The organism is Agromyces protaetiae (assembly GCF_030866785.1).
In the GTDB taxonomy this organism is placed as follows: domain Bacteria; phylum Actinomycetota; class Actinomycetes; order Actinomycetales; family Microbacteriaceae; genus Agromyces; species Agromyces silvae.
The window spans coordinates 3075303-3096632 of record NZ_CP133018.1 but is presented as its reverse complement, the minus strand read 5'-3'; the positions used below and the strand labels follow the sequence as shown (position 1 = coordinate 3096632).

Genomic DNA, 21330 nt, shown 5'->3' with positions numbered 1-21330 from the left:
CGAGTGTGGTCGATATGGGCGTGCATTCGACCCATTTCGGCATCACTCGGCGAACGCGGGGCGGGCTCGGCGGACGGGGAGCGGACGGAGAGCGGGCGGGGAGCCTAGGCTTGGAGCATGCTCCTCGCGATCGACACGTCGACCGGAACGAGCGTCGCCGTCGTCGACCGCGACGGCGGCGTGCTCGCCGAGGTCGGCACCGACGATGCGATGCGGCACGCCGAGGTGATCGGCGAGTTCATCGAGCGGGCGCTGCACGCCGCGGCCGTCGCGCCGCGCGACCTCTCGGGCGTGGCCGTCGGCATGGGGCCCGGGCCGTTCACGGGACTGCGGGTCGGTATTGCCGCCGCGCGGGCGTTCGCCCTCGGCATCGCCCGGCCCGTCGTGCCGGTCGCGAGCCACGACGCCGTCGCCTGGTCGTGGTACCGCGACGGGGGCGAGGGTACGCTCCAGGTCGTGACCGATGCGCGCCGCCGCGAGTCCGCGGTCTCCGGATACACAGGGCTCGACGACGACGGACTGCCCGTGCGCGTGACCGGCCCCGAGTTGTTCCCGCGCGATGACGTGCCCACCTCGTCGGCGACCCGGCACGACGCCGCCGTCGTTCCGGCCGGCGCGGTCGGCATGATCGCCGAACTCGGCTTCGCCGCGAGCCGGCTGCCGCTCGCGGACGACGAGCCGATCTACCTGCGCGCGCCCGACGTGACACTCTCGGCCGGTAAGCGGGTCTCGCAATGAGTCGGATGCTCCGCCGCGCCGACATCGGCGACCTGGACGCCGTCATGCAGCTCGAGCGCTCCGTCTTCACCGACGACGCGTGGCCGGAGGACGCCATGCGCCGGGAGCTCGAAAGCCCGCACACGCACTACCTCGTCGCCGTGGACGACGGCGCTCCGCGCGAGGTCCTCGCGTACGCGGGCCTCCTCGCGGGGCGGGGCAGCGGCGAAGGCGACGTGCAGACGATCGCGGTCGCCCCCGATCACCGGGGCCACGGGCTCGGTCGCGTGCTCATGCTCTCGCTCATCGACGAGGCGCGCCGCCGCGGCACCGCTCGCCTCTTCCTCGAGGTGCGTGCCGACAACCCGGTCGCCAGGGCGCTCTACACCTCGCTCGGCTTCGCCGAGATCGGCGTGCGCCCCCGCTACTACAGGGGCGGCATCGACGCGATCACGATGCGGCTGAACGTGCCGCCCGCCGTCGCATCGCCCGCAGACACGCCCGCCGTGGAGGTCCAGTGAATCGTCAGGCCCCGCTCGTGCTCGGCATCGAGACCAGCTGCGACGAGACCGGTGTCGGCATCGTGCGCGGCACCGATCTGCTCGCCAACGCGATCGCGTCGTCGATGGACGAGCATGCACGCTACGGCGGCGTGGTGCCCGAGGTCGCGGCGCGCGCCCATCTCGAGGCGCTGGGGCCGACGGTTCGGACGGCGCTCGCCGAGGCATCCGTGTCGCTCGACGACCTCGACGCGGTCGCCGTGACCAGCGGGCCCGGGCTCGCCGGCGCACTCATGGTGGGCGTCGGGGCCGCGAAGGCGCTCGCGCTCTCGCTCGGCGTCCCGCTCTACGGCGTGAATCACCTCGTCGGGCACGTCGGTGCGGATCTGCTGGCCGATGAGGCGCCGCTCGAGACGCCGACGATCGCCCTGCTCGTCTCGGGCGGCCATACCTCGCTGCTGCTCGTGCGCGACCTGGTGAGCGACGTCGAGCTCCTGGGGGAGACCATCGACGACGCCGCCGGCGAAGCGTTCGACAAGGTCGCCCGGCTGCTCGGGCTGCCCTACCCGGGCGGGCCCGAGATCGATCGGGCCGCCGTCGGCGGCGACCCCGCGGCGATCGCGTTCCCGCGCGGGCTCAGCCAGGCGAAGGATCTCGAGCGGCACCGGTACGACTTCAGCTTCTCCGGACTGAAGACCGCCGTGGCGCGATGGGTCGAGCGCCGCGAGGCGTCGGGTGAGCCGGTGCCGCTCGCCGACGTCGCCGCGAGCTTCCGCGAGGCAGTGGTCGACGTCCTCGTGACGAAGGCGCTTGCCGCATGCCGCGACCTCGGCGTGCCGAGGCTGCTGCTCGGCGGCGGAGTGGTGGCGAACGCGCGGCTGCGGCAGGTGGCCGAGGAGCGGGCGGATGCCTCGGGCGTCGCCCTGCGCATCCCGCCGCTGTCGCTCTGCACCGACAACGGCGCGATGATCGCCGCGCTCGGCGCGCAACTCATCATGGCGGGCTACGAGCCCTCGGGGCCGGGGTTCGGCGCCGACTCGACGCTGCCGGTCACCGAGATCCGAGTGTGACCGGCGGACCGGCCGCAACCCTCGCGGCGGGTCCGCGCGTCGCGGTATGGTGAACCCGAGATGAGGGTGACGCGCGCCGTCGGGCGCCCGCTGCGTCAACCGAGCCGCGGTGAGACTCGCCCACGCAAGAGGGGACCATTCACGTGACCGATCCCAACGCTCCGGACCAGCCCGGGGCCGGCGTGCCGACACCGCCACCGGGGGCCGGGCAGCCCGGATACGGGCAGCCCGGGGCCGGCCAGCCCGGGTATGGGCAGCCGGGCTATGGCCAGCCCGGGTATGGGCAGCCGAGCTACGGGCAGCCGGGCTACGGGCAGCCGGGGTACGGGCAGCCGGGCTACGGCGCGGCGCCGGCGAACAAGACCAACACCCTCGCCATCGTGGCGCTCATCGCGTCGATCGCCGGGCTCGTCATCTTCTGGTTCATCGGCTCCGTGGTCGGCGTCATCTGCGGACACATCTCGCTGAACCAGATCAAGCGCACCCGCGAGGAAGGTCGCGGGCTCGCGCTCGCCGGCCTCATCGTCGGCTACATCGGCATCGCGCTGAGCATCATCGCCGTCATCGCGATCGTCGCCTGGACGACGTGGTACATGTCCACCTACGGCGTCGTGACGAACTACTGACCGACGTCGACCGCCGATCCGACCCTACGAGTGAGAAGAGAGACGACATGACCGACCCGAAGCCCGGCGAAGAGCCCCTGGCGCCCAATCCGTCCGAGCCCGGCGTGCCCGACGCGCCCGAGCCGCAGATCCCCGCCGCGCCCGAGCCGATCGCGCCCGACGTGCCGGCCGCCCCCCAGCCGCCGGCCGCCCCCCAGCCGCCGGCCGCGCCCGCGCCGCCCGCCGCGCCCGAGCCGCCGGCCTACGGCGCGACGCCGCCCCCGCCGCCGGCCTACGGCAGCGAGCAGCCCGCGTACGGCGAGCCGGCGCAGTACGGCGAGCAGCCGCAGTACGGCGCCTCGGGCGGCGCGACGCCGCCGCCCGCGTACGGTGCAGCCGGGTACGGCGCCCCCGCCTACGGCTCCGCGCCCGCCAAGCCCACCCCGGTCCTCAGCCTGATCTCGCTCATCGCGGGCATCGTCGGCCTGCTCGGTGGGTTCGCGGTCGTCTGGATCCCGATCATCGGCGGCATCCTGCAGCTGTTCATCCCGGCGGCCGCGGTCGTGCTCGGGTTCCTCGGGCGCAAGCGCGAGCCGCAGGCGAAGGCGATGTGGCTGACCGGACTCATCCTCGGGTTCGTCGGCCTGGCCCTCGGCCTGCTGTCGATCGTGTTCTGGGCGGTGCTGTTCGGCTCGGTCGGGACGTACAACTACACCTACTAGGAGCATCAGAGGTGACTGATCACGCGGGGGTCCCGCCGAACGGCGGGGCCCCGGTCCCGCCCGACGGCGGGAGCCCCGTGCCGCCCTCGGGCGATGCGGCGGTCCCGCGCTCGGGCGGAGCGCCGCGTCCTGTGCTCCCGGCGGATGCGCGCCGCCCGCTGCAGCCGAGCGATGCCGACGGGAGCTTCGACGTCGGCCACTACGACACCGGCCGTCTGCAGCAGCTGCCCACCGGGCAGCTGCTGCTCGTCGGCCGACCGGGCGTCCCCGACCAGGTGCTCGCTCCGGTGGTCGAGGAGGCGGACGACGACGACGAGGTGCAGCGGCGCGTCTACAGCTGGATCGGTGCCGTCGCCGGTTCCATCGGCGCGCTCGCCTCGCTGTTCGTGGGATGGATGCTGCCGCTCTCGCTCGCCGCCATCGTGTTCGGCGTGCTCGGCCTCCGCCGCGAGGAACACGGGCGCACGCTCGCGTTCGTCGCCATCGGCACGGGGATCACCGGACTCGTCTTCTCCGCGGTGTGGCTCGGGTACTACGCGATCGTCTACGGCGCCTTGCCTGCGTAGCCGAGCGGGTCGCCGGCGTTCCGGGTCAGCGTCGTCCAGGGGTGGTCAGAGTCGTTCGACGAGCAGGGTCACGCGGCGGCCCGCCTCGCGCGTGATCACGATCGTGGCGGATGCCTCGCCTCGGAGCTTCAGGCGGGTGCGGAGCGATGCGGGGTCGATGTCGACGCCCCGTTTCTTGATCTCGAGTGCGCCGATTCGGCGATGGGCCAAGGCCTGGCGCAGGTGCCGCTCGTCGTTCGGCAGTCGCTCGAGTACCCGGAACCCGCGGGCGAACGGGCTGTCGACTGCACGGTCGGCCGTCACATATGCGAGACCCTCCGACAGCATCCACCCGCCGATGCTCCTCGCGAAGTCACCGATGAGCCGGGCACGGATCACCGCGCCGTCGGGCTCGTACAGGTAGTCGCCGAGCGGACCCGTCTCGGCGTCCTCGCTGTCAGCCGGCGCGGTGAGCTCGGCGGCGTGGTCGCCGCGGACGACGAGTGCGGCGCGACCGACCCCCGGCCGGGCGAGGGGCCCGAACCACACGGCGAGCTCGACCAGGTCGCCGTCGACCGAGACCCACTGCGCCTCGGCGCCCGCGGGCACGAGGTCGCGGTCGGTGCCGGGGCCGAGCTTCACGCCGACCGCGTGCCGTTCGGCGAGGCCGAAGGCGAAGTCGAGCGACGGACTGTACGCCGAGGCGTCAGCGATGCGGACGGTGCGGCCGCCCTCGGTCGTACGCCGCGCGGGATCCAGCCATACGCCGCCGATGCCGCCGAGCGGCACCTCCTCGGCGCGCGCGTGCAGCACCCGCGCGCGAGGGAACGGCGTGAGGTTGTACGCCGCGATCGCCGCGGTGACCTCATCGGCCTCGACCGCGGTGACCTCGATGTCGACGGCGGCCACGGCGAGCGCGTCGCCGCCGATGCCGCAGCCGAGATCGGCCACCTGGCCGATGCCGGCCCGGGCGAACCGCCCGGCGTGCAATGCGGCGACCTTCAGCCGGGTCGCCTGTTCGAGCCCTGCCTCTGTGAACAGCATGCGGTCGGCGAACTCACCGAACTTCGCCCGAGCCCGCTGGCGGAGGCGCGCCTGGCTGAGCACGGCCGCGACGAGGGTGGCGGAGTGCCCCTGCTTGCGGAGGTCGGCGACCGTACGCACCACGTCGGCCTTGGAGTCCCATTCGGGGACCGCGTCGAGGAGTCGCAGCCCCTCCGGTGAGAGGAGTTCGACGAGCTCGGCGCGATCCACCCGGCCACGCTAGCACCGGGTCCTCCGAGGCATCCGGTGCGTGTGGAAACCGGCTGGCACTCACGTTGCGTGAGTGCCAGATTCTCCCTAGACTCCTGTTAGCACTCTCACTCAGAGGCTGCTAACGAAGTCTTCGTCAAGACCGTACCGAACGAAAGAGAAAAGGGGTCAACCGTGTCGGTTTCCATCAAGCCGCTCGAGGATCGCATCGTCATCAAGCAGGTCGAGGCCGAGCAGACCACGGCTTCCGGTCTGGTGATCCCCGACACTGCGAAGGAGAAGCCCCAGGAGGGCGAGGTCGTGGCCGTGGGCCCCGGCCGCATCGACGACAACGGCAACCGTGTTCCGCTCGACGTCGCCGTCGGCGACAAGGTGATCTACTCGAAGTACGGCGGCACCGAGGTGAAGTTCGGCGGCGACGACTTCCTCGTGCTCTCCGCCCGCGACGTGCTCGCGGTCGTCGTTCGCTGAGCGACTCGATCCGGGTGAACGGCCCGGGCGCCCTGACGGCGCCCGGGCCGTTCGTCATTTCCCCGGCGGGGGCCATGCGCGAGCGTTGGCGTCGGCAGCCGGCGCCGTCATCGCGGTGTCCGAGGCCGGGCGTAGGCTGAGCCGGTGAGCACACCGCCCCCTTCCGAGACCGTCGGCGATCCGGCCGCGGCGTCGACCAGCCTGAGCCGCGCTGGGCTCGTCTACGCGGCCGCGGCGTACGGGCTCTGGGGCGTCCTGCCGATCTATTTCATCGCGCTCGAACCGACGGGCCCGTTCGAGCTGGTCGGCTGGCGCATCGTCCTCTCGCTGGTGTTCTGCGCGGTGCTCATCACGGTCACGCGCGCCTGGCGGCCGTTCGTCGCGCTCGCCCTCGATCGCCGTGTCCTGCTGACCATGGGCGTCGCGGGCCTGCTCATCTACGTCAACTGGCAGACGTATGTCTACGCCGTCCTGTCCGGCCAGGTGGTCGAGGCCGCCCTGGGCTACTTCATCAACCCGATCGTGACCGTGTTCCTCGGCGTGCTCGTGCTCCGCGAGCGGCTCAACCTCACGCAGTGGATCGCGGTCGGCATCAGCATCGTCGCCGTGTTCGTGCTCGCGTTCGGGCACGGCGAATTCCCGTGGATCGCCCTCCTGCTCGCATTCTCGTTCGGCTTCTACGGCCTCATCAAGAAGCGGGTGGGGCCGCGTGTCGACGCCGTGGCGGGGCTCACGCTCGAGACCGCGTGGCTCACCCCGGTCGCGGTGATCCAGCTCATCGTGGTCGGCACGACCGCGGGCCTCACGGTCGGCCAGCACGGCACCTGGCATACGGTGCTGCTCCTCCTCTCCGGCGCGATCACCGCGATCCCGCTGCTGTTCTTCGCGGCGGCGTCGCGTCGCCTGCCGCTCACCACCATGGGATTCATCCAGTACTTCGCACCGTTCATCCAGTTCGTCGTCGGGGTGTTCGTGCTGCACGAGCCCATGCCGCTCGAACGCTGGATCGGCTTCGCACTCGTCTGGCTCGCGCTCGTCGTGCTGACCTTCGACCTCGTGCGCGGTGCCCGAGCGGCTCGCCGGCAGATCGTGCCGCTGACCTGAGTCGAGCCGCTCGGGGCCTTGACGATGGGTGGCCACCCGGAGTGCGCTTTCCTTGCGTGTGAGGTCGGTTCGCCTGCTCGTTTGTGCGCCTACGGTCTCCAATGTGACGGAAATGTAACGCTTTGGCCGGTGTTACCGGGTTGTGATCGCGGCTTCTTGTCCCGCGCCGAGGCCGCAACTACTGTGACAGGACGGCGTGCCCTGAGGCGCGTTCCGAATGGAAAACAATTCCTTCAGTCCCAAGGAGCAACATGAGCGTTTTCGGTACCTCCCGACCCGCTCGTTCGCGTGGCAAGGTCTGGACGGGTGTCGCGGTCGCCGCGACGAGCGCCCTCCTCCTTTCCGCATGTGCGAGCGGCGAACCCGATGCCGGGCAGGAAGAATCGTCCGGTCCCCGTGAAGACCTCACGCTGACCGTCGGCACGGCCCTTCCGCAGACCGGAAACCTCGCGTTCCTCGGCCCGCCCGAGGAAGCAGGTGTCGCCTATGCGACGTCGCAGATCAACGAGGCCACCGGCGACACGGGCCTGACGCTCGACGTCGTCTACGGCGACTCGGGCGACACCGACAACAAGGCGTACGAGACCGAGATCCCCCGCCTCCTCGGCGAGGGCGTCTCGGCGATCATCGGCGCCGCGTCCTCGGGTACGTCGCTGCAGTTCATCGACCAGGTCACGGGAGCCGGTGTCATCCAGTTCTCGCCGGCGAACACCTCCGACGCGTTCACCACGTACGACGACAACGGCCTGTACTTCCGTACCGCGCCGTCCGACGTGCTCCAGGGTGAGGTGCTCGGCAACCTGATCGCCGAAGACGGCAACCAGACGCTCGGTATCATCGTGCTGAACGACTCGTACGGCACCGGGCTCGCGAAGTACGTGTCCGAGGCGTTCACGGCGGCCGGTGGCGAGGTCGTCGCCGAGGCGACGTACAACACCGGTGACACCACGTTCGACGCACAGATCAACGCGGTGCTCGCGGCTGCGCCCGACGCCATCGCGCTGATCACGTTCGATGAGGTGTCGACGATTTTGCCGGGTCTGTTCGGACAGTTCCCCGCCGACAAGCTGTACTTCGTCGACGGCAACCTGAAGAACTTCGCCGACGCGTTCCCGACCGGCTCGCTGACCGGTGCGAAGGGCACGCTCCCGGGCCTGTCCATCGACTCGATCTCGGCCTTCACGGGTGAGCTCGACGCCTTCCTCGAGGCTGAAGGCACGCCCGCGCTCGAGGACTACAGCTACGCGGCTGAGTCCTACGACGCGACGATCCTGCTGGCGCTCGCGGCGCTCGCGGCGAACTCGACCGACTCCGCGGCGATCGCCGAGAAGCTCATCGAGGTCTCCGGCGGCTCGGGCGACGGCGAGAAGTGCGAGACGTACGCGGACTGCGCCAAGATCATCCTCGATGGCGGCGTCGCCGACTACGACGGGATCTCCGGTCCGATCACCTTCGATGAGGTCGGCGACCCGACCGAGGCGTCGATCGGCATCTACCAGTACGGCGAAGACAACAACTACAGCGCGTACGAGGGCTGAGCCTCTCCGTACCGCCTGACGCGGGCCCCGGTCGTTCGACCGGGGCCCGTTTCATGTGTCCGCCCGAGGCATCCGCTTGCCCGCTGTGCCCCCTTCCGCGCTGCTGCGCCACTTCTGCAGACCCGCGCCACTTCTGGCGACCAGAAGTGGCGCGGCAGTGCGGACGTGGCGCAGCGGTGCAGGCGTGGCGCGGCAGTGCGGGCGTGGCGTCGCGGTGCGGACGTGGCGCAGCGCGGCCGGCGGATGCCCCGGGGCGGCGCCGCCCCGAGGCATCCGCGTGCCGTGGTCGCGGCCACCTACCGGCGACGTCGCGGCACACGTCGTCCCCACGCCGTCCTGCCGCCTGGCGCGATTCCCTGCTCAGGAAGACGCCGCGTTCCGTCGGTGTGTCGCGGCGCGGCGCGCCGCACCGCGGCGAGTTCTTCCTGAGCAAGGGAATGAACGTGACCCGGGCGCGTGGCTGCGGATGCGCGGATTGGTGCCAACGAGCGCACGCGGGGTCAGCGGATGCCTCGGGGGACACACGAGAAGGGCGGGCCCCGCGAGATGCGGGGCCCGCCCTTCAGCGGTACGGCAGTGCCTCTGCGTCAGGTGCCGAGCGTGCCGAGGTACAGCTCGGTGACCTTCGGGTCGCTCAGCAGGTCACGGCCCGAGCCCGTGTATGCGTCGCGGCCCTGGTCGAGCACGTAGCCACGGTCGCAGATCTGCAGGCAGCGGCGCGCGTTCTGCTCCACCATGATGCAGGTCACGCCCGCCTTGTTGATCTCCGAGACCCGGATGAACGCCTCGTCCTGGCGCACGGGGGACAGGCCGGCCGAGGGCTCGTCGAGGAGCAGCACCTTCGGGTCCATCATGAGCGCACGGCTCATCGCGACCATCTGGCGCTCACCGCCCGACAGCGAGCCGGCGCGCTGCTTCAGCCGCGAGCCGAGCTCCGCGAAGATGCCCGTCACGAACTCGAGTCGCTCCTTGTAGATGGAGGGGTTCTGGAACAGCCCCATCTGCAGGTTCTCCTCGATCGTGAGGCTCGGGAACACGTTGTTCGTCTGCGGGATGAAGCCCACCCCGCGGGAGACGAGCTTGTTCGCCTTGAGCCCCGTGATGTCGTCGCCCTCGAGCGTGATCGTGCCCTCGCGGACCTGTACCTGCCCGAAGATCGCCTTGAGCAGCGTGGACTTGCCGGCGCCGTTCGGGCCGATGATGCCGATCAGCTCGCCCTGGTGGGCGACGAGCGAACACCCGTTCAGGATGTTCACCCCGGGCAGGTACCCCGCGTGCACGTCGTCGACGAAGACGACGGGGGTGTCGGTGGCGGTCGCGGTCACTGGTCCTTCTCCTCGAGCTCGGCCCGGGCCTCGTCCGTCAGCACGGCCGCATCGGCCTGCGTCGACGCCGAGGCATCCGTCGTGGGATCGGCCTCCTGGGCCGCGTAGCGGCCCGTGACGACGCCGAGGTCGAGCTCCTGGTGCGCGCCCAGGTAGGCGTCGACGACGGCGGGGTCGCGCATGACCGTGTGCGGGTCGCCCTCGGCGACCACGCGGCCCTCGGCCATGACCACGACCCAGTCGGCGATGTGCCGGACCATGTGCATGTCGTGCTCCACGAACAGCACCGTCATCCCGAGATCCTTCAGGTCGAGGATGTGGTCGAGCAGCGACTGGGTGAGCGCCGGGTTCACCCCGGCCATCGGCTCGTCCAGCATGACCAGTTTGGGCTGGCTCATGAGCGCGCGCGCCATCTCGAGCAGCTTCCGCTGACCGCCGGAGAGGCTCGCCGCGAAGTCGTTCGCCTTCGTGTCGAGCTTGAACTTCGCGAGGAGCGTCATCGCGCGCTCCTCGATCTCGGTATCCTGTCGCCGCCAGGCCGCCGGGACGAGGCCCATCCAGAAGCGTTCGCCGCGCTGGTCCTTCGCACCGAGCTTCATGTTCTCGAGCACGGTGAGCAGGCCGAGCGCCTTGGTCAGCTGGAAGGTGCGCACCTGGCCCATGCGGGCGACCTTGAACGCGGGCACGCCCGAGAGCGACGCGCCGTCGAAGGTCCACGTGCCCTCGTTCGGCTTGTCGAACCCGGTGAGCAGGTTGAACAGCGTGGTCTTGCCCGCACCGTTCGGCCCGATCAGCGCCGTGATGGCGCCGCGCGGGATCTCGAGGTGCGCGACGTCGACCGCGGTCAGACCGCCGAACGTGCGGCGGACCTGGTCGGCCACGATGATCGGATCGACCTTCGCGACGCCGGGCGCCGCCTCGCCGACGTGCAGGCCCGTGGTCTTCGGGCGGGCGGTGGGCGCCGTGGGCGGCGCCGCGTGCATCGGCTCCTCTGGAGCCGGAGTCTCACTTGACAAAGGTCAGCTCCTTCTTATTGCCCAGGATGCCCTGTGGCATGAATATGACGAGCAGCATCAGCGCGACACCGACGAGGATGAAGCGCAGCGTTCCCGCTTGGATCTGCGTCATGAAGGGCAGCACCCCTGCCTGCACGAGTGCGGGCAGGAAGTTGCTGAGGAACGTCTGGATGAACCAGAAGATCAGCGAGCCGAGCAACGGACCGAAGACCGTCGCGGCACCGCCGAGCAGCAAGGCCGTCCAGACGAAGAACGTCAGCGACGTGACGTACACGCCCGGGCTCGCCGCGCGTTCGAGCGCGTAGACGATGCCGCCCGCCGCGGCGAGCACACCGCCCAGCACGAGGGCCTGCATCTTGTAGGCGAAGGCGTTCTTGCCGAGCGCACGCACCGCGTCCTCGTCTTCGCGGATGCCTTTCAGCACGCGGCCCCATGGGCTGCGCATGAGCATCCACACGACGAGCACGGCGATCGCGAGGGTCACGAGACCCATGATCCGCACCCACCACTCGGTGGAGGTGTACGTCCATGGCCCGAGCCCGTACGAGCCGTCGGGGAGCGGGTTGGCGTTGCGGAAGTCGCCCTGGTAGCCGGCGAGGCCGTCGGCCGAGCCGGTGACCTCTTCGAAGGCCGTCGTCAGGAACAGCAGCCTCACGACCTCGGCGGCCGCGATGGTCACGATCGCCAGATAGTCGCCACGCAATCGCAGCGTCGGCACACCGAGGATGAGCGCGAAGACCGCCGAGGCCACGAGGCCGGTGATCGCCGCAAGCCACCAGGGGAAGCCGAAGGACAGCGTCGAGATGGCGTAGCCGTAGGCGCCGATGGCCATGAAGCCGGCGATACCCATGTTGAGCAGGCCGGCGTAGCCGAAGTGCACGGCGAGGCCGAGCGCGGCAAGGGCGTAGCCGATGGTCGCCGGGCTGAGAATCGACGACAGCGAGTTCGAGAAAATCTGGAGCCAGTCCATGTCCGTGCCTTATCCGATTCTCTCTCGCCGGCCGAGGATTCCCTGAGGCCGGAACAGCAGGATGACGATGAGGATCACGAGCGCGCCCGCGTACCTGAGGTCGTCCGGGATCCAGAGTCCGGAGACCTCCACCAGCACGCCAACGATGAGCGAGCCGATGAGGGCGCCGAACGCGGTGCCGAGACCGCCGAGGGTCACCGCCGCGAACATGAGCAGCAGGATCTGGGCTCCCATGTCCCACTTGATGCCGGGCCGGTAGTACGCGTACAGCACGCCGGCGAGGCCGGCGAGGCCGGCCGCGACGATCCAGACGATGCGTACGACGTGGTCGACGTCGATGCCCGATGCGGACGCGAGCGACGAGTTGTCGCTGATCGCGCGGGTGGCCTTGCCGAGTCGCGAATACGTCAGCCAGAGCGCGAAGCCCACGATCACAAGGATCGAGATCACGATGGAGGCGATGTCGATGACGCTCAGCTGGATCGGCCCGAAGGGGATCTTCGGAACAGTCGCGTACGGCAGCTGCGTCGTGCCGCCGCCGATGAAGAACTGGTAGATGTACCGCAGCGCGAGCGAGAGGCCGATGCTCACGATCATGAGCTGCACGACCCCGACGCGTTTGCGTCTCAATGGTCGCCAGAGTATGACGTCGAGTATCAGCCCGAACAGCGCGCTCACCACGACCGCAAGGGGCAGGCCGATCCAGAGCGGCAGCGAGAGTGAGGCCGCGCTCACGAGGAACGAGGCCGCCACCGCGCCGAAGGTCACCATCTCACCGTGCGCGAAGTTCGAGATGCCGGTCGTGCCGAACACGAGCGAGAGGCCGACGGCGGCGAGCCCGAGCATCAGACCGAAGTTGAGGCCCTGCACGGTGCGCTGCAGGAACTGGTCCCACACGCTCGTGACGTTGCGCTCGCCCTCGCCGATGAAGAAGTTCACCGTCACGCGCCCTCCGGCGCCGACCGTGACCTCTTTCTCGTTCGGGCTCTCGTCTTCTGGGTCGACCACGGCGATGCCCTCGGGGAGGGTCGACTCGTCGAGTGTGACGGTGTAGTCGTCGCGCTCGGGCACGCCGACCCGCCACTGCCCGTTGGCGTCGGTGGTGGCTTCTTGTTCACCCCCCGGGCCATCGACGACGAGGACCACGCCTTCGAGCGGCTGGCCGTCGAGTTGGACGTTGCCGCTGATGCGATAGGGATCGTCCTCGGCGGCGAAGGCCGGTCCGGCCGTCAGCGCAAGCATTCCGAGAACGGCGGCGATCGCCGCGAAGAACACGGCGATCAGCCTCGGTACGCGTCCCGGTGGGGACGCGTATGCAGGGGATGGGGATCTCACGAAACCTCCAGGTCGGGACACCACGGCCTGACGTCGGTCCCGTCGGCCGTGAGGGAGACCATATGAGCGTAGTGTGTCGCCCGTGTTTCAGGTGCCGCCTCTGCGGCAAACGCATCCGAATCGTGAACATGGGCGGGGCGGATGCCTCGGGCGCGAGGTGTGTCCGCACCCGCGCGCCCGAACGTGCGCGCGGGAATAACCGGGCGCTCCGCCGGATTACAATCGGTACACACCGGACGGCCGACCAGGCCAGTGACCGGTGGATCTCGATGCCGATACACGGCCGGCACCTATTGAACAGCGAAAGGCGCGCCCGATGGACCAGCACGACCCCTTCGGTTTCACGGGGCTCACGTACGACGACGTCCTGCTCCTGCCCGGGCACACCGATGTGATCCCGAGCGAGGCCGACACGAGTTCGCGCCTCACCCGGCGCATCACGGTCGCGACCCCGCTGCTCTCGGCCGCGATGGACACCGTGACCGAGGCGCGCATGGCGATCGCGATGGCCCGCCAGGGCGGCATCGGCATCCTGCACCGCAACCTGTCGATCGCGGACCAGGCCGAGATGGTCGACCGCGTCAAGCGCTCCGAATCGGGCATGGTCTCCAATCCGGTCACGACCTCGCCCGAGGCATCCGTCGCCGAAGTCGACGAGCTGTGTGCGACCTACCGGGTGAGCGGCCTGCCCGTCATCGACGACGCCGGCGTGCTCGTCGGCATCATCACGAACCGCGACATGCGCTTCGTCTCCGACTTCGAGAAGTCGTCGACCAAGGTCAGCGACGTCATGACCAAGGCGCCGCTCATCACGGGCCGCGTTGGCATGAACCCCGACGAGGCGCTCGCGATCTTCGCCCAGCACAAGGTCGAGAAGCTGCCTCTCGTCGACGAGGCCGGCAAACTGACCGGGCTCATCACGGTCAAGGACTTCGACAAGTCCGAGCAGTACCCCAATGCGACGAAGGACGCCGAGGGACGGTTGCGCGTCGGCGCGGCCATGGGCTTCTTCGGAGACGCGTGGGAGCGTGCCGAGGCGCTGCGCGACGCGGGCGTCGACGTGCTCGTGGTCGACACGGCGAACGGCGAGTCCGCCGGCGTGCTCGACGTCATCCGCCGGCTCAAGGCCGACCCGAGCTTCGCCCATGTCGACGTGATCGGCGGCAACGTCGCCACCTACGAGGGCGCGAAGGCACTGGTCGACGCGGGGGCCGATGCCGTCAAGGTGGGCGTCGGGCCGGGCTCCATCTGCACGACCAGGGTCGTCGCCGGCGTCGGCGTGCCCCAGGTCACCGCCGTGTACGAGGCGTCGAAGGCGACCCGGCCCGCAGGTGTGCCACTCATCGCCGACGGCGGACTGCAGTATTCGGGCGACATCGCCAAGGCGCTCGTGGCCGGCGCCGACACCGTCATGCTGGGCTCGTTGCTCGCGGGCACCGCCGAGAGCCCGGGCGAGCTGGTCTTCCAGAACGGCAAGCAGTTCAAGACGTATCGGGGCATGGGTTCGCTCGGGGCGCTGCAGACCCGCGGCAAGAAGACGTCGTATTCGAAGGACCGCTACTTCCAGGCCGATGTGCCGAACGACGACAAGCTCATCCCCGAGGGCATCGAAGGCCAGGTCCCGTTCCGTGGCCCGCTCTCGGCGGTCGCGTACCAGCTCATCGGCGGGCTGCGGCAGTCGATGTTCTACGTCGGCGCGCGCACGATCGCCGAGCTGAAGACCAAGGGCCGGTTCGTGCGCATCACGCCCGCCGGGCTCAAGGAGTCGCACCCGCACGACGTGCAGATCGTCGTCGAGGCGCCGAACTACACGAGGTGACCCGCTCGCGGGTCGAGGACGCGCGCGACGGCGCGCCGGGGCTCCTAGCCGATCGATGAGTCGCGCGCGTCCGCGATCCGGGTGATCGCCTCGCCGAGCACCTCGGGCGAGCACGCGAAGTTGAGCCGCGCGAAGCCCCGGCCCTGGGTGCCGAAGTCAGGCCCCGACGCCAGCGCGACCCGTGCGTGTTCGAGCGCGTACGCCGCGGGGTCGTCGCCCCAGCCGAGCGCGCGCAGGTCGAGCCAGGCGAGATAGCTCGCGTCGGGCACGCGAAAGCGGGCGCCGGGCAGCTCGTCCGCGAGCAGCTCGGCGAGCAGACGACGGTTGTCGTCGAGGCTCGCGAGCACGCCGTCGAGCCACGGGCCGCCGTGCCGGAAGGCGGCGACGCTCGCAATGGACCCGAACTGGCTCATGCGCCAGCCGACCTCCTGCGGCATCGCGTCGCGCACTCGGTCGCCGCGCTCGCTCGCGGTGACGATGACCGCGGCCTTCAACCCTGCGATGTTGAACGCCTTGGTGGCGCCCGTGACCGCGACACCGTGCTCGCGCGCCGCGTCGGAGACCGTGAGGAAGGGCACGTAGGGGGTGGCCGGCTGGGAGAGCGGCCCGTGCACCTCGTCGCTCACCACAGTCGCCCGGAATCGTGCCGCGAGGTCCGCGAGTGCAGCGAGGGTTGCGGCGTCATGCACGAGACCGGTCGGGTTGTGCGGGTTGCAGAGCACGATCGCGCGGGCGCCGCGGGCGAAGGCCGCCTCGATGCCGGTGAGGTCCAGCGACCAGCCCTCGTCGAGGCCACCGGCCATCGGCACCTCGGCCACGCGACCTCCGGCCTCGGTGACGAGATCGAAGAACGGCGGGTAGATCGGCGGTGTGATGATCACCTCTTCACCGGGGGAGATCGTCTGACGCAGCACCTCGACGATGCCCATGCTCACGTCGGCGGTCGTCGTCACCCTGGCCGGGTCGACCGCCCAGCCGAGCCGAGCCGTCGCGAACTCGGCGAACGCCTCAGCGACCGGTTCGCCGCCGGACGCGTACCCGGTGTCTGAACGCCGGATCGCGGCGTGCAGGGCTTCGGCGATCGGTTCGGCCAGCGGATAGTCCATCTCGGCCACCGGCAGCGGGAGCACGTCGTCGGGATAGAGCCGCCACTTCGCGCTCGTGCGACGACGGAGCTCATCGATCGGGTCGGCCGGCACGCGCTGCATGGCTCCATCCTGCCAGCGTCCGTCCTCCTCGGAGCGGGAGACCGGGTGCGGGAAGGGGTTCGGTAGGCTGTCACGGTGACTCAGGAGATCGAGATCGGCCGTTCGAAGCGTGGCCGCCGTGTCTACGCGTTCGATGACATCGCCATCGTGCCGAGCCGGCGCACGCGCGACCCCGAAGACGTCTCGGTGGGGTGGTCGATCGACGCCTACCAGTTCGACATCCCATTCCTGGCTGCGCCGATGGACTCGGTGGTCTCGCCCACGACGGCGATCATGATGGGCCGCCTCGGCGGCCTGGGCGTGCTCGACCTCGAGGGCCTCTGGACCCGCTACGAGGACCCCGAGCCCGCGCTCGCCGAGATCCGCAACCTGCCTGCCGAGCGCGCGACCGCGCGCATGCAGGAGCTCTACTCGGAGCCCATCAAGCCCGAGCTGGTCACGCAGCGGCTCGCCGAGATCCGCGCGTCAGGGGTCACCGTCGCCGGCGCGCTCTCGCCGCAGCGCACGCAGGAGCTCTACGAGACGGTCGTCGCCGCGGGCGTCGACCTCTTCGTGATCCGCGGCACGACGGTCTCCGCCGAGCACGTCGCGAAGAACGTCGAGCCCCTCAACCTCAAGAAGTTCATCTACGAGCTCGACGTGCCGGTCATCGTGGGCGGCGCGGCGACGTACACCGCGGCCCTGCATCTCATGCGCACGGGGGCGGCGGGTGTGCTCGTCGGCTTCGGCGGCGGCGCCGCCTCGACGACGCGTGCGTCGCTCGGCATCCACGCGCCGATGGCGACGGCGGTGGCGGATGTCGCGGGCGCACGTCGTGACTACCTCGACGAGTCGGGCGGGCGGTACGTGCACGTCATCGCCGACGGCGGTGTCGGCGCGTCGGGTGACATCGTGAAGGCGGTCGCGTGCGGCGCCGACGCGGTCATGCTGGGTGCGGCGCTCGCGCGCGCGACGGATGCCCCGGGCGGCGGCTGGCACTGGGGCGCCGAGGCGCACCACCCCAAGCTCCCGCGCGGCCAGCGCGTGCAGGTCGGGCAGGTCGCGCCGCTCGAGGAGATCCTCTACGGCCCGTCCCTGAACCCCGATGGAGCGGCGAACCTCATCGGAGCCCTGCGCAAGTCGATGGCCACGACCGGCTACTCCGACCTCAAGGAGTTCCAGCGCGTCGAGGTCGTCGTCGCGCCCTACCAGGGCGCATGATCCCGCTGGACTCGAATGAGGTCCTCCCGGGTCGCTGAGCTGAAGCCGCTGCTTTCCGTACTCTTCCTCATCCTGCCTGACCGCCTTCCGGCACGAACGGCTCGATGTGCATCGCTACTCGACCCGGGTGGTGCTCGGCAACCCGTTCCCTCGCCCATGACGACCGGGTAGCGTGAAGGGTGAGCGGCGCAGCCGTGCGTCGCACGATTGGGGAGCGACGATGGCGAAGAGCAACTCGGTGACACGATCGACCAAGCTCGGGCCGGAGGAGCGTGAGGCCGCCATCGCGCGGCTCAAAGAGAAAGAGCTCGACATCCTCGTGGTCGGCGGCGGCATCGTCGGCACCGGGGCTGCGCTCGATGCGGTCACCCGGGGGCTCTCGACCGGTCTCCTCGAGGCGCGCGACTGGGCGTCCGGCACGTCGAGCCGCTCGTCGAAGCTCGTGCACGGAGGCATCCGCTATCTCGAGCAGCTCGACTTCCGCCTCGTCCGCGAGGCGCTCATCGAGCGCGGCCTCCTGCTGCAGCGCATCGCGCCGCACCTCGTGAAGCCGGTGCGATTCCTCTACCCGCTGCAGAAGCGGGTGTTCGAGCGGCTCTACATCGGCGCGGGCATGCTGCTCTACGACATCTTCAGCTACACGGGCGGTCGCCCGCCCGGGGTCCCGCACCACCGCCACCTCTCGAAGACGCAAGTGATGCGCGCGATCCCGTCGCTCTCGCCGAGCGCACTCATCGGCGGCGCCACCTACTACGACGCGCAGGTCGACGACGCGCGGTACGTCGCGAGTCTCGCGCGCACGGCGTCGTTCTACGGCGCCCATGTCGCGAGCCGCGTCAAGGTCGAGGGCTTCGTCAAGGTCGGCGAGCGGGTGGTCGGCGTCACGGCGCACGACCTGCAGACCGGCGAGCGGTTCGAGGTGCGGGCCAAGCAGGTCGTGAACGCGACCGGCGTCTGGACCGACGACACCCAGCGCATGGTGGGCGAGCGGGGCACGTTCCATGTGCGCGCGTCAAAGGGCATCCACCTCGTCGTGCCGAAGGACCGGATCCAGTCTTCGATGGGCATGATCTTCCGCACCGAGAAGAGCGTGCTGTTCATCATCCCGTGGGGGCGGCACTGGCTCATCGGCACGACCGACACCGACTGGCACCTCGACAAGGCGCACCCGGCCGCCACCGCGGCCGATATCGACTATCTGCTCGAGCACGTGAACGCAGTGCTGCGCGTGCCGCTGACCCGTGAAGACGTCGAGGGCGTCTTCGCCGGCCTGCGCCCGTTGCTCGCGGGTGAGAGCGAGCAGACGTCGAAGCTGTCGCGCGAGCACATCGTCGCGCACACCGTGCCCGGGCTCGTCGTGGTCGCGGGTGGCAAATGGACCACCTACCGGATCATGGCGAAGGACGCGATCGACGCGGCCGCCGATGCGCTGGACGGCAAGACGCCGGTCTCGACGACGCAGGACATCCCGCTGCTGGGCGCAGAGGGTTACCAGGCCGCCTGGAACAAGCGTGGCAAGATCGCGCGTGCGTTCGGCGTGCACAAGGTTCGCATCGAGCACCTGCTGAACCGGTACGGCACGATGACCGACGAGCTGCTCGATCTCATCCGCAGCGATCCCGCACTGGGGGAGCCGCTGCCCGGTGCCGACGACTACCTCGCCGCAGAGGTCGTGTATGCGGCGTCGCACGAGGGCGCGCTGCATCTCGACGACGTGCTCGCCCGGCGCACCCGCATCTCGATCGAGACCTGGGACCGAGGGGTGTCCGCGGCTCCCGTCGCTGCGAAGCTCATGGCCGGCGTGCTGGGCTGGGACGAGGCGCGCGAGCAGCTCGAGGTCGAGCGGTACCTGCAGCGGGTCGAGGCCGAGCGGGCGTCGCAGCAGCAGCCCGACGACGAGTCCGCCGACCGGGTCCGGCTCGCGGCGCCCGACATCGTCACGGTCGACTGAGCGAGCGTCCTATCCCGCGACCTCCGACACGCGGTCCGAGCCCTGCATGATGTGCGACTGGTAGAACGGCGAGCGCCGGGTGAGCTCGGTGGAGAACTGCTCGATGGTCAGCTGTTCGGCGAGCGTCGGCGTGGCGGAGAAGAGGTCGGTGCCGAGGCCGAGGCGATCCCCGTCGAACTGCGCGCCGAGCGCGCGCAGTGTCGAGGGGAACAGGTCCATGGTCGTGAAGGTGCGCTGCGTCGTCGAGATCGGTGCCGCGGCACTGTTCAGGAACACGTTGTACACCGTGCGTTCGTACTCGTCGGGCAGATCGAGGAAGTACTCGGTGTCCATGCTCAGGTGGTCCCCGGCGATCACGATCGTCGTGTTCTCGGCCCACGGCTGCTCCTGGATCCACGAGACGAATGCGCCGACCATCGCATCCGAGTAGTGGATCACGTTGCTGTACTGGCGAGGGAAGAGCTCGGGCGTCTCATCGGTCATCAACCCGGACGGGAAGTGGGTGTCGGCGGTGAGCATCGTGAAGTTGAACGGCTCGTCGCCCTCGGCCAGCTCCGTGAGCGTCTCGGTCGCAAACGAGAAGAGGCGAGCGTCCTCGTAGCCCCACCACAGGGAGTAGTCCTCGGGGATCCACCCGTTCTCGATCGCATATGCGTGGTCGCGGATCTCATAGTCGCCGTGCTGCGTGAAGTATCGGGTGCGGCCGCCGAACTCACCGTCCGAGCCGATGAGCAGCGTCTGGCGGTACCCCTCGCGCTCGAGCAGATCTCCGAGTGAAACCGCCCCGGGCATGAACCGGGTGGTCTGCCCGTACTCGTTCTCGCTGTACTCGCCGGTGACGGTGAGCGGGATGCCGGCGGTCTGCGCGACCATGGCGCCGATGGTGAAGCCGACGCCCGGCACCTGAACGGCGCCGCCGAGCAGGTCGGAGTTCGAGAAGTTCGTGCCGACCTCAGCGAGTGCGCTCAGATTCGGCAGGAGGTTCTCCGGCTCCACGCCGCCCAGCTCCCTGGACAAGTACGTCGACTCCATCGACTCGAGGTAGATGTAGACGAGGTTGCGCTTCTCGTCGGGAAAGACGACGTTCGTGCTCGCCGGATCGACATAGTGTTCGTCGAACAGCTCCGTGGTCTCGAAGAAGTACGCGCGGATCTCATCGGCGCCGATCGTCCGCGCGCCCGTGGCGACGCCGGCACCCAGCGTCACGATGCCCGCCGTCAGCATGGCGAGCCAAAGGGTGGCCGCACGCGGCGCCCGGGATGCTCGACGGCCGCGTGGGATGCGCGCGACGGCGATCGCCATGACCCAGAACGCGAGCAACGCGGTGAGCGTCCACACCACAGCCGTCAGCAGGGGACCGACGAGGAAGCCCTTGATCTGTTCGGGGTCCGAGCCGGTGAGGGGCTGGCTGAGGGTGTAGAGCATCTCCGCGACGCCGACGCTCGCGAACGAGGTCGTCGCCCACTCGGCAAGGACGGCGGCGAAGGCGCCGGCAAAGACGAGGACGCTCGAGACGATGGAGGCCGCGATCGTCGACGGTGAAAGGCGTATCGGCTCGTCCGGCGCGCGCAGTCGGACGACGACGAGGTGCGCGAGTGCGGCCACCGCGGCGGCCGTGGCCGTCGCGATGCCCGTCGCGAACAGGACCGGGATCGGAAAGAACCCGATGCCGGCCAGCTCCGCCCAGCCGACGTCGATTCCCGCGCGGAACGCGATCAGCGCGGCGACGACGAGGTGATAGGCGGCGAGGAGGGCGGCGGCGAAGACGCGGGCTGCCACTCGCTCGATCGGGAGCATCGTGCGGCGCAGGAGGAGCACGAACAGGGCGCCGGAAATGAGGATCATGGAGGGAAACCAGAGTCGGGTTCGGGCCCCCACGGGGGGAGAAGGGGCACGACGATCCTAAGTGAACCGCCGGTGATGGCGAAATGAACGGCCGGTCGTCGTGGTCGAGCGGTGTGAGCACCGCGCCGCCCCCAG

19 protein-coding genes are annotated in these 21330 nt (G+C 69.9%); 12 read left to right on the top strand and 7 right to left on the bottom strand.

From position 1 onward, the window contains the following. Positions 1–117: 117 nt before the first annotated feature. From tsaB to QU602_RS14110, 6 genes are all read left to right on the top strand, one after another. The gene (gene tsaB, locus QU602_RS14135) at positions 118–738 is read left to right on the top strand and encodes a tRNA (adenosine(37)-N6)-threonylcarbamoyltransferase complex dimerization subunit type 1 TsaB (protein WP_308797100.1); all 621 of its coding nucleotides are present in this window, start codon (positions 118–120) and stop codon (positions 736–738) included. Next, positions 735–1238, top strand: coding sequence for a ribosomal protein S18-alanine N-acetyltransferase (gene rimI, locus QU602_RS14130; RefSeq protein ID WP_308797099.1), 504 nt, complete (start codon positions 735–737; stop codon positions 1236–1238). The genes tsaB and rimI overlap by 4 nt, the downstream gene beginning before the upstream one ends. After that, a complete protein-coding gene (tsaD, locus tag QU602_RS14125) occupies positions 1235–2287 on the top strand; it encodes a tRNA (adenosine(37)-N6)-threonylcarbamoyltransferase complex transferase subunit TsaD (protein WP_308797098.1) in 1053 nt (350 codons plus the stop codon). Before rimI ends, tsaD begins: the two co-directional genes overlap by 4 nt. A 143-nt stretch (positions 2288–2430) precedes the next feature. After that, a complete protein-coding gene (locus QU602_RS14120; RefSeq protein ID WP_308797097.1) occupies positions 2431–2913 on the top strand; it encodes a DUF4190 domain-containing protein in 483 nt (160 codons plus the stop codon). A gap of 47 nt (positions 2914–2960) precedes the next feature. Then, complete coding sequence (locus QU602_RS14115) at positions 2961–3614, top strand: DUF4190 domain-containing protein (RefSeq protein WP_308797096.1); 654 nt, start codon at positions 2961–2963, stop codon at positions 3612–3614. Between the two features lie 11 nt (positions 3615–3625). Beyond that, positions 3626–4180 (top strand): hypothetical protein, encoded by a 555-nt coding sequence (locus QU602_RS14110; RefSeq protein WP_308797095.1) that lies wholly within the window; start codon positions 3626–3628, stop codon positions 4178–4180. A gap of 45 nt (positions 4181–4225) precedes the next feature. Here the strand turns inward: QU602_RS14110 and QU602_RS14105 are convergent, their stop codons facing one another. Then, positions 4226–5413 carry a class I SAM-dependent methyltransferase gene (locus tag QU602_RS14105; protein ID WP_308797094.1) on the bottom strand — a complete coding sequence of 396 codons (1188 nt, stop codon included), beginning with the start codon at positions 5411–5413 and terminating at the stop codon, positions 4226–4228. A 174-nt stretch (positions 5414–5587) separates the two neighbouring features. Here QU602_RS14105 and groES point away from each other — a divergent pair, with 174 nt between their 5' ends. From groES to QU602_RS14090, 3 genes are all read left to right on the top strand, one after another. Beyond that, complete coding sequence (groES, locus tag QU602_RS14100; protein WP_308797093.1) at positions 5588–5884, top strand: co-chaperone GroES; 297 nt, start codon at positions 5588–5590, stop codon at positions 5882–5884. Positions 5885–6028: 144 nt separating this feature from the next. Continuing rightward, entirely contained in the window at positions 6029–6988 is a 960-nt protein-coding gene (rarD, locus tag QU602_RS14095) for an EamA family transporter RarD (RefSeq protein WP_373692825.1), read from the top strand. A 251-nt stretch (positions 6989–7239) separates the two neighbouring features. After that, entirely contained in the window at positions 7240–8526 is a 1287-nt protein-coding gene (locus tag QU602_RS14090; protein WP_308797092.1) for an ABC transporter substrate-binding protein, read from the top strand. A 587-nt stretch (positions 8527–9113) separates the two neighbouring features. Here QU602_RS14090 and QU602_RS14085 read toward each other — a convergent pair. The 4 genes from QU602_RS14085 to QU602_RS14070 are packed head-to-tail and all read right to left on the bottom strand — an operon-like array spanning position 9114 to position 13112. Beyond that, the gene (locus tag QU602_RS14085; RefSeq protein ID WP_308797091.1) at positions 9114–9851 is read right to left on the bottom strand and encodes an ABC transporter ATP-binding protein; all 738 of its coding nucleotides are present in this window, start codon (positions 9849–9851) and stop codon (positions 9114–9116) included. Beyond that, the gene (locus QU602_RS14080) at positions 9848–10834 is read right to left on the bottom strand and encodes an ABC transporter ATP-binding protein (protein WP_308800186.1); all 987 of its coding nucleotides are present in this window, start codon (positions 10832–10834) and stop codon (positions 9848–9850) included. The genes QU602_RS14085 and QU602_RS14080 overlap by 4 nt, the downstream gene beginning before the upstream one ends. 22 nt (positions 10835–10856) lie before the next feature. Next, positions 10857–11837, bottom strand: a complete 981-nt coding sequence (locus QU602_RS14075; protein WP_308797090.1) for a branched-chain amino acid ABC transporter permease — start codon at positions 11835–11837, stop codon at positions 10857–10859. Between the two features lie 9 nt (positions 11838–11846). Next, the gene (locus QU602_RS14070; protein ID WP_373692824.1) at positions 11847–13112 is read right to left on the bottom strand and encodes a branched-chain amino acid ABC transporter permease; all 1266 of its coding nucleotides are present in this window, start codon (positions 13110–13112) and stop codon (positions 11847–11849) included. 376 nt (positions 13113–13488) lie between these two features. Here QU602_RS14070 and guaB point away from each other — a divergent pair, with 376 nt between their 5' ends. Continuing rightward, the gene (guaB, locus tag QU602_RS14065; RefSeq protein ID WP_308797089.1) at positions 13489–14991 is read left to right on the top strand and encodes an IMP dehydrogenase; all 1503 of its coding nucleotides are present in this window, start codon (positions 13489–13491) and stop codon (positions 14989–14991) included. A 44-nt stretch (positions 14992–15035) separates the two neighbouring features. On the opposite strand, the gene QU602_RS14060 is transcribed toward guaB, so the two are convergent. Next, positions 15036–16199 (bottom strand): MalY/PatB family protein, encoded by a 1164-nt coding sequence (locus tag QU602_RS14060; RefSeq protein ID WP_308797088.1) that lies wholly within the window; start codon positions 16197–16199, stop codon positions 15036–15038. A gap of 75 nt (positions 16200–16274) precedes the next feature. On the opposite strand from QU602_RS14060, the gene QU602_RS14055 reads away from it, so the two are divergent. Both QU602_RS14055 and QU602_RS14050 read left to right on the top strand, forming a co-directional pair. Further along, positions 16275–17399: a GuaB3 family IMP dehydrogenase-related protein gene (locus tag QU602_RS14055; RefSeq protein ID WP_308797087.1), complete on the top strand. Its 1125-nt coding sequence runs from the start codon at positions 16275–16277 to the stop codon at positions 17397–17399. 220 nt (positions 17400–17619) lie between these two features. Continuing rightward, entirely contained in the window at positions 17620–19350 is a 1731-nt protein-coding gene (locus QU602_RS14050) for a glycerol-3-phosphate dehydrogenase/oxidase (protein WP_308797086.1), read from the top strand. A 9-nt stretch (positions 19351–19359) separates the two neighbouring features. Here QU602_RS14050 and QU602_RS14045 read toward each other — a convergent pair whose 3' ends face one another. Further along, positions 19360–21195, bottom strand: a complete 1836-nt coding sequence (locus QU602_RS14045) for an LTA synthase family protein (protein WP_308797085.1) — start codon at positions 21193–21195, stop codon at positions 19360–19362. Positions 21196–21330: the final 135 nt, after the last annotated feature.